This is a genomic window from Pseudomonas sp., from assembly GCF_049653025.1.
Classification (GTDB): domain Bacteria; phylum Pseudomonadota; class Gammaproteobacteria; order Pseudomonadales; family Pseudomonadaceae; genus Aquipseudomonas.
Window position 1 is genome coordinate 12,973 of sequence record NZ_JBASFM010000009.1, and the last position, 12,043, is coordinate 25,015.

11 protein-coding genes are annotated in these 12,043 nt (G+C 61.6%); all 11 read right to left on the minus strand.

The features are described 5' to 3' along the window. Positions 1-52 precede the first annotated feature (52 nt). On the minus strand, positions 53-2,251 hold the full coding sequence (locus WBK23_RS09105) for a hybrid sensor histidine kinase/response regulator (protein ID WP_424483660.1): 2,199 nt from the start codon (positions 2,249-2,251) through the stop codon (positions 53-55). A 7-nt stretch (positions 2,252-2,258) separates the two neighbouring features. Further along, positions 2,259-3,896, minus strand: a complete 1,638-nt coding sequence (locus WBK23_RS09110; RefSeq protein ID WP_424483661.1) for a methyl-accepting chemotaxis protein — start codon at positions 3,894-3,896, stop codon at positions 2,259-2,261. A gap of 18 nt (positions 3,897-3,914) precedes the next feature. Beyond that, positions 3,915-4,526, minus strand: coding sequence for a chemotaxis protein CheW (locus WBK23_RS09115; RefSeq protein WP_424483662.1), 612 nt, complete (start codon positions 4,524-4,526; stop codon positions 3,915-3,917). Continuing rightward, complete coding sequence (locus WBK23_RS09120; RefSeq protein WP_424483663.1) at positions 4,511-6,154, minus strand: CheR family methyltransferase; 1,644 nt, start codon at positions 6,152-6,154, stop codon at positions 4,511-4,513. The genes WBK23_RS09115 and WBK23_RS09120 overlap by 16 nt, the downstream gene beginning before the upstream one ends. After that, a complete protein-coding gene (locus WBK23_RS09125; protein ID WP_424483664.1) occupies positions 6,135-6,614 on the minus strand; it encodes a chemotaxis protein CheW in 480 nt (159 codons plus the stop codon). Before WBK23_RS09125 ends, WBK23_RS09120 begins: the two co-directional genes overlap by 20 nt. 151 nt (positions 6,615-6,765) lie before the next feature. Then, a complete protein-coding gene (locus WBK23_RS09130) occupies positions 6,766-7,419 on the minus strand; it encodes a peroxiredoxin (RefSeq protein ID WP_424483665.1) in 654 nt (217 codons plus the stop codon). A gap of 404 nt (positions 7,420-7,823) precedes the next feature. After that, positions 7,824-9,038 (minus strand): EAL domain-containing response regulator, encoded by a 1,215-nt coding sequence (locus tag WBK23_RS09135; protein ID WP_424483666.1) that lies wholly within the window; start codon positions 9,036-9,038, stop codon positions 7,824-7,826. Between the two features lie 51 nt (positions 9,039-9,089). Then, complete coding sequence (locus tag WBK23_RS09140) at positions 9,090-10,160, minus strand: protein-glutamate methylesterase/protein-glutamine glutaminase (protein ID WP_424483667.1); 1,071 nt, start codon at positions 10,158-10,160, stop codon at positions 9,090-9,092. After that, positions 10,157-10,660, minus strand: coding sequence for a chemotaxis protein CheD (locus WBK23_RS09145; RefSeq protein WP_424483668.1), 504 nt, complete (start codon positions 10,658-10,660; stop codon positions 10,157-10,159). Before WBK23_RS09145 ends, WBK23_RS09140 begins: the two co-directional genes overlap by 4 nt. Beyond that, on the minus strand, positions 10,657-11,478 hold the full coding sequence (locus WBK23_RS09150; RefSeq protein ID WP_424483669.1) for a CheR family methyltransferase: 822 nt from the start codon (positions 11,476-11,478) through the stop codon (positions 10,657-10,659). The genes WBK23_RS09145 and WBK23_RS09150 overlap by 4 nt, the downstream gene beginning before the upstream one ends. Before the next feature lie 27 nt (positions 11,479-11,505). Next, positions 11,506-12,039 (minus strand): chemotaxis protein CheW, encoded by a 534-nt coding sequence (locus WBK23_RS09155; protein WP_424483670.1) that lies wholly within the window; start codon positions 12,037-12,039, stop codon positions 11,506-11,508. Positions 12,040-12,043: the final 4 nt, after the last annotated feature.

The following is a 12,043-nucleotide window of genomic DNA, read 5'->3' on the forward strand; positions in this document are numbered from 1 at the left end:
TGGGCTCAACCAACGAACCAGATACTCCCGCCGCTCACACTCACGCGCCGGGTCAGATCAGCCGACGAATGGCATCCAGCAGGCTGTCTTGCTCGAAACCGCTTTTCACCAAGTACGCATTCGCGCCAGCCTCTAAGCCACGCGCCCGATCCTCGGGCGAATGCAGGGCCGTCACCAGTACCACCGGTAGACTTTCCAGCTCACGATCGGCACGCACCCGATTGGTCAGGGTAAAGCCATCCAAACGCGGCATTTCTACGTCCGACACCAGCAGGTCGAACTGCCCCTGCTTCAGGAAATTCCATGCTTCCAGGCCATCATTGGCGGTGGTCACCAGGTAGCCAGCCCCCTCCAGAATCGCCTTGAGCAGGCCGCGGGAGGTGAAGGAGTCCTCGGCAATCAACAAGCGCTGCTGTGCGTTGCGTCCCTCCGTCTGGCCTTGCTGGTTGAGGCTCGAAGCCTGGCTTTCCATTGCACTGCGATAGAGGTCGGCCGGATGCAGGATAGGCACCAGTTGGCCATCACCCAGCACGGTCGCACCGAGCAGGTTGCGCACCCGCAGCAATTGCCGGCCAAGCCCTTTGACGATGACTTCCTGATCACCCAGCAGCTCATCGACCAGCAGGGAAAAACGCTCACCGCGGACCTTGAGCACCAGTAAAGTCAATTCCTCGGCCGTGCTTTCCAGGTGTTCCAGGCCCAGCACATCGGACAAGGCCCAGAGCGGCAGAACCTCATCACTCAGCACCACAGTCGGGCGGTTCTCCAGGTTCTTAATCGCGCTGAGCGGCAGCCGCACACAACGCTCCACCGCCAGTGCCGGAATGGCGAAAATCCGCTCGGCGTTGCGCACGATCACCGCGCGGAAGGTCGACAGGCTGAGGGGCAAATGCAGGTGAAAGCAGGTTCCTCGGCCCTGGGCCGACTCCAGCTCGATACGCCCACCCAGGCGCTCGACCACTTCCTGCACGATGGCCATGCCGAGGCCACGGCCAGAAAGATCGGTAATGAAGGCGCTGGTGGACAACCCCGAGGTGAAGATCAGCCCCAAGGCCTCGCGCTCAGCCATCGCCTCGGCTTGTGTGGCGCTCAATTTCCCACTGGCCAGGGCCCTCGCCCTCAACTGGGCAGTATCGATACCGCTGCCATCGTCACTGACACGCAGTTCAAAGCGATCCGCCGACTCCTGGATAAGCTCAACCTGCAGCTGACCGACAGGCTGCTTACCGGCTCTGATCCGCTGTTCAGGCATCTCCAGGCCGTGGTCGACCGCATTGCGTAGCAGATGCGTCAGCACCGTGCGCAATTCGTCGAGGATGCGCTTGTCAATTTGCAGGCTTTCACCGCGCACGCTCAATTCCGCGCGTTTTCCTGCCAACAGCGCGATGTCCTGGACCATCGACGGCAGCCCCTCGACCAGGCTGCTACCGGACAACAGCATCACCGCCTGCAATTCGTTGAACAGGCTTTCCGACAGCTGCGCCAGCCCCAATGCCAGGTGCGCAGCGGACTTCTCCAAGCGCGTGGCGCTAAAGTGCAGGCGGTCAGCCTGGATCAGGCTCCAGTCGAGGTAATCCAGTACGCCTCTCAGGGCATCACGCGCCTCCAGCGGCAGGTCATCAAGCATGTCTGTGCATTGCTTGAGCGCCCCGCTACTGAGTAGACGCTTGGCCCGCTGCGGCTCAAAGGCTGCCGCATGCGCCTTCAGGTTACGGGCGTGAGCCTGAGCCTCAAGCCGGTGCTGCAGCAGAGACTCGCTTTGAAACAACAGCATGTCCAAACGCTGGGTAGAAACCCGTACCGTTGTCGGGTCGGGCAGCATCACTGGGGCGCTGGCCTTCGGCTCTGGCAGACTGAATGCCCCCCCCAGCGCGGCAGCCTCCAAGCTCCCGATCAGCTGCATCCGTTCGTCATCTGCCAGCACCTGACCGGCATGCAGGTCCTGAACCGCCCGCAAGGCATGCCGACACAGGTCGATCAGCTCGGGGGTCAGCACCAGCAATTCGCGGCGCACAGCCCCCATAAGGCTTTCCCAGGCGTGGCAGATCTTCTCGATATCCGTGTGCCCAGCAGCGCGTGATGCCCCCTTCAGGCTATGCACTTCCCGAAACAGCGACTCGATGGACTCTGTCGTCGCACTGGCCTCACGCCAATTGGCCAAGCCGTCGGCCAGCACCGCGAGCCGCTCCGTCGCCTCCTCGCGAAAGCTTGCCAATAACCGCTGCCGTAAGGCTTCCTTATCGAGGCTCATAGTCGGCTCACAATTTGAACTTGGTCGCCAGGCCTTTGAGCTTGAGGCCCAACTGGTGCAGGTTGCGCGCGGCCAGGTCGACCTGCTGAGTTCCGCCGACGTTATCCTGGCTGGCCTGGCGAATGCTCTGCATGGCGCTGCCAACCTGGTCCATGCCGATCATCTGTTGCTGGCTGCTGGCGGCAATCTGCATGGCGACTTCAATGGACTCCTCGACATTGCTGCTCAGGGTGCGGATGGCCTCACCACTGACCTGCGCCCGCTCATAGCCGCTTTCCACCGACTTGCTGCCCTCCTCGGCTTGCAGCACGGCCTTGGTCATGGCCTTCTGGATATCGCTGAGGATGCTGCGCACCTGAGCGGTAGCCTGTTTGGACTGCTCGGCCAGGGTCTTCACCTCCTGCGCCACCACCGAAAAACCCTTGCCCGCCTCACCCGCCTTGACCGCCTCGATCGAGGCGTTGACCCCGAGCAGGTTGGACTGCTCAGCCAAATCGTTGACCGAGGCAACAATCTCGCCGATGGCCTGACTCTGCTCGCCCAGGCGCATAACGCTCTCCGCCACCGCCTGCATCTGCTGGCGAATCTGGCTCATCCCCTTGAGTGTCTCCTCTACCGATTGCCGTCCACCCAACGCCACCTGGCGGGTGCGCTCAGTGCTCTCCATGACTGATTGCGATTTGTTGCTCGCCAGGATTGCGGTCTGCTTGACCTCCTCCACGGTGGTGGCGATCTCGCTGATGGCCGTGGCGGTTTCCTGGGTGCTGGCTGCCACCTGGGTGGTGACCGCAAGAATCTCTTCACTGGCACTGGCCAGCACCGAAATGCCCTCGTTCAACTCCTGCACCAGCTCGCGAAGGTACTGGCTCATGTTGACGAAGGCCTGAGCCAAGCGACCGACCTCATCCTGTCGCGTAGAACCGGCGATCTCGCGGGGGATTTCCCCTCGGCCAATCTGCTCCGCCAGCCCGGTCAAGCGCGCCAGCGGCTGCGCGATATGTCGGCTCAATAACCAGGCCAGTACGGCGCTCGCCAGCACTAACGCCAGGCCAAGCTTGACGATCCGCTCACGCAAGGCCTCCAGCGCAATGAGCGACTGCTCCATGCCCTCGGCAATCAGCGCATCCGTGCGTTTGACCAGTTTCTGCGCCAGCTCCTGAATCCGCCCTGAGCGTTCACGCAGCTCTCCTGCGCTCATGCTGCGCGCTTCATCCAGCTGCCCGTCACGAATCAGCGGCAATACTCGTTCGTCACGCACCTGCAGGTAGTCTGTTCGTTCAGCATGTAGCTGTTCTAACAGCTCTTTGGTTTGCTGGTCCGCTACGGCTTCACTGCTTAGGCGATCCAGCAAACGGTTGTTGGTCTCGGTACTGCGCTTGATTTCGCCTTCATAGTCCGTCAAATCTCCTTCAGCGCCGCTCAACATCGACAGTAACTCGAAGCGCTGGGCACCGAGGTTGAGCATAAGCTCCTTGATGTCGGAAATCCGTGTATAGCGCCGCGTGAACTGTTCCTCTTCAGTCGCCTGCAACTTGACGAAACTCTCCAGGGTGCTGAACAACAGGATGCCGAATCCCAGGATCAATAAAGCAAAGGCCAACGTCAGTTTGCTGCCAATCCGCAGGTTCATCACATTACCGAGCATGCGTGTTTCTCCTTGTGCCTACTCATCGACCGCGATGCGCAAACTGGGGTCTCCCAGCAACCGCGCAGCGTCCAGTACCGTCCATTGTTCAGGGGTCACGCCCAGCAAATAGCTCGCCCGGACCCCGGAAAGATTAGCCAGCTCGCGTTGCAGACTGCTGCGCTGGATACGCGAGATCCCGAGGACACGATCGACCAGCAGGCCGAACTCCATCTCTGCGCCATGCAGTACCACCAGGAAGTTCTTGTCCGACAGCCCGGCGATGGGCAGTTCGAAGAACACCCGTAAATCCAGCACCGAGACGATGTGCCCGCGCACACTGACGATCCCCAGCACATAGGGCGGGGTGTTCGGCAACGGCGTGAACTGCGGCAAAGGCAGCACCGCCGAGACATGCCTGACTTCGACCGCATAAACCTCACTGCTGATGTTGAAACACAGGACCTCCAGCCAGGCATCCAGGTGCTCCTGCGCCTCCACCTGCGCCCACTCGCGCGTGCGCGCCTGCAGGCGCTTCTCGCGCTCTTGCGGCGAGATGGCAAAGCCCGTATCGATGCGCCGCTCAAGCTCGGCCAGGCGCTCATGTATCTGCGCCCAGCGTTTGGCATCGTCCTTTACGGGTTCGAGCATGGCGTGCGCTCCTCCTGCAGTTGCTCACAGAGCCTGAGCAGTTGCGCGCAACTCAGGCCATCGGCAAAGGGAACCGGGGCGTCCTGAGGCTGGCGTTCAAGCAGCTGACGACTGATGTGCAGGGCTTTGTCGCTCGCGCCCTTTGCCCCCATCGCCCACAACAAGCGGGACTGGTGGAAGTGCGCAAGAATGAAGTCAGGATCAAGGTACAAGGCCTTCTGCAGCGCCACATGAGCGGCTTTGCTCGCACCTTTCTGCTCAGCCAGCAAAGCCTGCAGCCAGTAGCTCGGCGCTGAGCAGGGCTCTAGCGCAAGCGCCCGACGCAGCCAGTCCTCAGCCTCTTCGCTGCAGTGCTGGTCAGCCCAGCTGCGGGCAAGCAACAGACAAATCTGGTGTTTTTGTACCCGGCTCAATCCCACACAGGCCAGGTACTCCAGCAAAGCCTGGCGCAGCGGTGCCTGCTGACCTTGCATTTGCGCCTGCTGCATGCGCTGCCACAACAGCCGGTGTTCGGACGCCACAAGCAGTACCGGCCACCCCGCAAACAAGCCTGGGTCACCCGTCGCCACAACAGCTGCCGGCCTGTCCTGAGCAACTGTCGAGGTTGCCTCCGGCAACGCGCTTGCGCTCTGTGCATGGCCCTGGGGCAAGGCCTCGCCAGCCGTCACCAAGAGCGGCGTTTCGAGCAACTTGGCAGGAACCTGCGGCCGCACAACGTCGGCACCCGGCGAGCGGGCAATCGCCGCGCCGCGCCGAGCGCGGCTCTGCTCAGCGCTCAGGGCATAGTTGCAACCGGCCCAGAAGCCATTGAAGCCAGCCTGGGTGGCAATACTGGCCTCGACAGCGCTCAACAGGAGCAGCCCGTCCGGGGCCAGACAAGCCAGCAGCCGACGCAGTACGCTCAGTGCCCGCTCGGGCGAAAAGTACATCAGCACATTGCGACAAAGAATCAGGTCGAGTGAATCCATGCCCTTCACCGGGCTCGGCAACGGATCGCCGACCAGATTGTGCTGGATAAAACGAATGCGTCCGCGCCATTGCGGCCGAACCCGCCACAGCCGCCCTTCAGGCTGAAAGTAGCGGACCCGGAAAGCCTCTTCATTGCTACGAAACGCATTCTTGCCATAGCTGCCGTACTGCGCACGGGCAAGAAACCCGGCATTGATATCGCTGGCCGTGATATCCAGCGACCAGGGTGCAGTGTCCGTAGCCAGCAAATCATCCAGCAGGAACAGCAAGCTGTAAGCTTCCTCGCCGGTACAACACGCCGCGCTCCATAACCGCAGCCCTCGTCGCCCCTCGCGTCGACGCTGTTCCAGCAGGGGGCGCAGATGCTGCTGGGCCAGCCAGTCGAACGCCTCGGCGTCGCGGCGAAAGTAGGTTTCCCCAACCGTGAAGGCGGGCGTCAACTCCTGCACCTGGGCCGAGTCCCATTCGGCAAACGCCAATGCCTCCAGCCAGGCAGGCAGATCGGGCACCTCCAGTTCGAGCGCGAGCAACTTCAAACGCCGCAGCAGATCCTCACTGCGCGCCCCCGAGAAGTCAGGCCCGAGGTGCTGGTGAACCTTGCTGATCAGCACGTCCAGAACGCGGGGCGAACAGATCGGTTCAGCGGATTTCATGGTCATTCGCGCTCGCTGCCAGAGCCGCGGCAAGGTGCTCCTCATCCGCATCCGACAAGACCTGCTCGACGTCTTGGATCAGCAGCAAACCCTCTCCGGTGCGCACGACGCCCTTGAGGATGCATGAAGGAATCTGCGGGTGCGAAGCCGGGGCAAAGTCATGCGATGTGCAACTGACGGCCGCTTCCACGGCTTCGACAGGCACCAACAGCTCTCGCTGTTGCGTTTTCAGCCACAAAAAGGGCTGCCAAAGGTTAGACAGCTGGGCCGCTGGCCAAGCGAAACGCATTGCCAGATCAACGACCGGGAGTATTTTTCCACGCACGTTGACCACACCAAAGACCGTGCTCGGTGCGCCTGGTAAAGGCGTGTAGAGCAGCGCGGGCAAGACTCGAATGACCTTATCGAGTGGTACCCCAAGATGTTGCCCGGCCAGCCAGAAGGGCAACACAAGGAATCTATCCATAGAGGTACCCCGTTTCTCGCGATCATCCTCCACTGACCGTAGCTCAGTTCTGGCTAGCGTCCAGCACGCCAAGTACCTCACCAGGCCAGCAGGAAGGCTGGCTCACATCGACTCAGCAACGGCGCGCTGGGGCCAGGGAATTTCCCTTTTCTTACTTCGGCGCTGGGGTGGTACGCAGATACGGCAGCTTGATCTCGATGCGGCCGTACTTCTCCCGGGCCTGTTCATCGTTGAGCGCGAGGGCGACGATGACGTCCTGACCCACAATCCAGTTGGCGGGCGTGGCCAGCGGCACATTGAAGGTCAGTTGCAGGGCATCCAGTGCACGCAGCACTTCGGCAAAGTTGCGCCCGACGGACATCGGGTAGGTCATGGACAGCTTGAGCTTTTTGTCCGGGCCGATGATAAACACGGAGCGCACGGTGGCCGTGTCGGCTGCGGTACGGCCGTCGGGCAGATAAGCCTCGGCCGGCAGCATGTCGAACGCCTTGGAGACCGCCAGGCCTTCATCCGCGATAATCGGGAAGCTCGCCTCGACACCACAGACGGCTTCGATATCGCCTTTCCATTTCTGGTGCGCATCTACGCCATCCACCGACACGCCGATCACCTTGGTGCCACGCTTGGCCCATTCAGCTGCCAGCTGGGCTACGGCACCGAATTCGGTGGTGCACACCGGGGTAAAGTCCTTCGGGTGAGAAAACAGGATGGCCCAGTCCGAACCGATCCAGTCGTGGAAGGTGATGGGGCCCTTGTCGGTATCGGCGGTAAAGTTGGGTACGAGGTCGTTGATGCGCAATGCCATGAGAATCTCCTTCTGAACGTTGGCCAGTAGCACGCGGGAACAGCCTGACCGGCAGCTAAAACAGCAGAGCCTTGAACCGCCGGCAATGTTGTAGCGGCAGCTACAACCCCTTCGAGAGTTCCCTCAACAGGATGAACGGGCCTTCCTGGGCGCAGGGTGACAGCCTGTTGAGCAGCCACGCATGAACGCATGCAACCAGACAGGCGCGGACGCGAGAAACAGCAACGCGCTTGCATCGACACTCAATGTAGTAGGTTTTTGCGCTGCTGCAGACGCCACACATGGCCATCAATCCGACCCGGAAAGCGCCAGAGGAAGCGGCATAGCGGGACGCCAATCGGGGGCAGACGCGCTGACGGTGACTACGCCAGGGTTTGCCGAGTGATCATTGCACTGCCGGCTGCTCAGGCGCTGTCTGACACGCGTGCCCTGGCCGCGACCGCCAGGCTCTGCAAGCGCGTCTCGTTGGCACGCCACCAGGCCAGCAGTGCATCGCCCGGCATGGGCTTGGCGATGAAATAGCCTTGGACCTCGCCACACCCCAGGCCGCTCAAGAGCATCCAGTCTTCACGGGTTTCCACACCCTCGGCAACCACCCCAAGCTGCAGCTTGCTGGCGATATCCAGGGCGCTTTCCAAGAGAATGCGCAGGTGCTGGTTTTCACTGGCCCCATTGACGAAGGCACGGTCGACTTTCAGCTCGGTGCAGGGCACCCGCGACAGCTGCAACATGCAGGAAAACCCGGTGCCGTAATCGTCCACCGACAGGCCAAAACCATTCAGGCGCAAGCGCGCCAAGGTGCCCAGGGCAATGCTCAGGTCAGTCATCAGTGCGCTTTCGGTGATTTCCAGAATCACATAGCGCGGCTCGATGTCGCAGGCAGCCACCCGCGCGATGATTTCATCGGCCAGCTTGGAGTCCGCCAACGAACGCGCGGAGATATTCAGGGAAAAACTCAGCGGCAAGCCGGCGTCATGCCACTGCCGGCAATGCTTCAGGGACATGTCGAGCATCTGCAGGGTCATGTCCGAAATGTAATGACTGCGCTCGATCAGTTCGATAAACAGCCCCGGGGCAAGCAGGCCATGAGTGGGGTGCTGCCAGCGCACCAACGCCTCGACACCTTTCATGCGGCCATCGGCCAGGGTGACCTTGGGCTGGAAGTAGGCCACAAACTCCTGCTCACGCAACCCGCGCAGCACATCGTCATCGGTCAGTTGCGGGCCTGGCACATGCGCCTCGGCATACGGCTCGGTGTGTACGGCAAAGCGGCTCAGGCTGGCGGCCAGTTGCTCATGGCTGATGGGTTTCTGCAGCACTCCGAGCAAGCGCAAGCCCAGGCTGCGGCCCATGCTCTCGACCACATTGAGCAGCACACTCTCACGCGCACTGGCCACCACCACCGAGGCATCCAGCCCCAGGCGCGCCATCTCGTGCAGCACCTGCACACCGTCCATCCCCGGCATCTCCAGGTCGAGCACGATGGCTTCGATTTGCGTATTGGTTTTCATCTGGGCGATTGCATCAAAGCCATCGACCGCCTGCAGGATGTCCTCGATGCCCATTTCGCTGCACAGCTCAGCGGTAAACTGGCGCTGCAGCTCACTGTCATCGATCACCAGCACATGCTGGGGAAGCCTGTTGGGTGTAACCGTGATCGCGCCCACCGTTTACCTCCAGCTCATCAGTACGCTTGGGATGTCATCCAGCGCGATCACCTGATCCACACCACCCAGTTTGATTGCCTCTTTCGGCATGCCAAACACCACGCAACTCTCCTCGTCCTGGGCATAGGTCTTGGCTCCGGTCTCATGCAGCTCCTTCAAGCCGCGCGCGCCATCATCACCCATGCCGGTCATGATCACGGCCAGCACATTGCGCCCGGCCTGGGTCGCGGCTGAGCGAAACAACACATCTACGGAGGGTCGGTGACGACTGACCAGCGGCCCATCCTTGACTTCCACCAGGTACTGCCCACCACTGCGCTTGACCAACATGTGCTTGCCACCCGGCGCAATCAGCGCCAAACCCGGCAACAGGCGATCACCATTCTGCGCCTCGCGCACTTCGATGGCGCACAGTGAGTCCAGCCGTTCGGCAAAGCTGCGGGTGAACTTCTCCGGCATATGCTGAACGATGGCGATCGCCGGCGCGCTGCGCGGCAGCTGGCTCAATACATGCTCCAGCGCCTGGGTACCGCCGGTCGAGGTGCCCAGCACGACAATCCGCTCGCTGGTGCGCAGGTTCTGCAAACCCACGCTGGGCGGCGGGCTGACCACCACATCGACCGCCGCCCGACTCTCGGCCTTACTCAGTGTAGGCGCTGCTGCGCTACGCACACGCGCTTTGGCCGCAGTACGAATGGCGGTGAGCATTTCCTGGGCGCTGTCCTGGAGAAAATCCCGCAGGCCCATGGTCGGTTTGGTGATCACCTCGACCGCCCCGGCAGACAGCGCCTGCAAGGTGATCGCCGCCCCCTTCTCGGTCAGCGTCGAGCAGATCACCACGGGCGTTGGCCGGGTCGCCATGATCTGGCGCAGGAAGGTGATGCCGTCCATCCGCGGCATCTCCACATCGAGCAGAATCACGTCGGGCCACACGGTTTTCATTTTCTGCATGGCCAGCAGCGGGTCCATGGCTGCGCCAACCACTTCAATATCCTTGTGCGGAGCCAGCAGCTGCTGCATGACTTCACGCATCACCGCCGAGTCATCGACAATCATCACCTTGATGGCCATCACTGCAGTGCCTCAAGTCGCTCGATATCCAATGCAGCGCCACGCCGCACCCAGACTTCCCCGGTGGCCAGCTCGAAACGCAGAAAGCGGCAGCCCTCACCGCCCAGATCACGTCCCACCACTTGCACACCCAGTTCCTCCATCAGGCTCTCGACGAAGACAATATTCTGCGCCCCGATATCGGTACGCAGGCGTGAACCCGCATTGCTCAGGCTGCGCGCGCCGCCAAACAGTTTGACCTCGGCCTGTTCCAGGCGCAGGGCATGCACCCGCATCTGCTGCTTCAGCCAGACCCAGGCGTCCACGCCATAACGCCCATCCAGATCGCGGGCATGCTCGCTGACGCGGCGCAGGCCGGGTAACTGGAAATGGCAGATGCCACCTTTGGCGGCCGCTGGAAACCACAGCACGATGGAAACGCAGGGCCCCAGCAGGGTATCCACCCGCACATCGCCGCCGCCGAAATACAGCTCGCCCGGCTTGAGAAAGCAGCTACGGCTCATACCGCCACCTTGCGGTAGATCGACGAGGCCACCAGCTCGATGGGTAAACCGGTGTCATGCAAGGCTTCGGAATGGCCGACCATCAGCCAGCCGCCGGGTTTTAGACGCTGCACCACATTACTCAGCACCCGCTGTTTGATCTCCTGATCGAAGTAGATCAGCACATTACGCAGCAGAATCAACTCAAACATCCCCAGCTCAGGCGCTGGCAAGTTGAGGTTGCCCTGAGCGAATTCGACCCGCTCGCGCAAACAACGCTCGACCAGAAAATAGCCCTGGTACTGCTCCTTGCCCTTGAGGCAATAGCGCTTCAGATAGTGCGCGGGAATCTTGTTGCCACGCTCCATCTGGTACAGGCCACGCCGTGCACTTTGCAGCACCTGGGTGCTGATATCGGTGCCCAGCACGCGCCAACCCAGGTGCGGGCGCGCCTCATGCAACAGCATCGCCAGGGTGTAGGCCTCTTCCCCGGTCGAGCTGGCGGCGCTCCAGGCACGAAAGTCGGCCTGGCCAGCGCAAGCCGGGAGGATCTTTTGCTGGAGGAAATCGAAATGCTTGGGTTCGCGAAAGAAATAGGTTTCGTGGGTGGTGATCAGGTCGATGGCGATTTCCAGCTCCGCCGCGCCCTGGGCTGACATCAGGTATTGGTAATAGCGCTGGTAGCTGCTCAAGCCCAGCGCCGCCAGGCGCTTGGCCAAGCGCCCACAGATCAGCGGCTTTTTCACCGGTGGCAGTTGAATGCCGACCCGCTCGTAGAACAACGCCTGCAGCTGGCGAAACTCCGGCTCGCTCAACGCAACCTGCGTGCCTGCATTCATCGTCCACCCGCCGTCGGCCATAACGCCTCACACTTCCGTCTGTTCAAGGCCACCCACCAGCTCGGCGAGCTCATCAAGCGACAACACCTGAGGAATATCCAGCACCACCACGAATTGCTCGTTGTGCTTGAGGATGCCGGCGATAAAGTCCGCGCGAATCCGCGCGCCGAAGGCCGGGCGGCTCTCCAGTTGATGGCCTTCCACGGCCAGCACTTCATTTACCGCATCGACGATGATGCCGAGCAACTGCATGCTCTCGACCTGCTCGACTTCGACAATCACGATGCAGGTGCGCTTGGCAATCGGCGTACGTTCGCGGCCGAAGCGCACGGCCAGGTCGATGACCGGCACCACCGCGCCGCGCAGGTTGATCACACCGCGCAGGAAGCTCGGCATCAACGGAATTTCGGTCAGGCCGCCAAACTCGATAATCTCGCGAATATGCTCGATCGGCAGGGCAAACAGCTCCTGCCCCAGGGTCAGGGTCAGAAACTGCTGGGTCAGCGGCGTTTCCAGCGGAACCGCCGCACGGCCCAGGCTATGGGCTGGCAAGGTACTCATGACA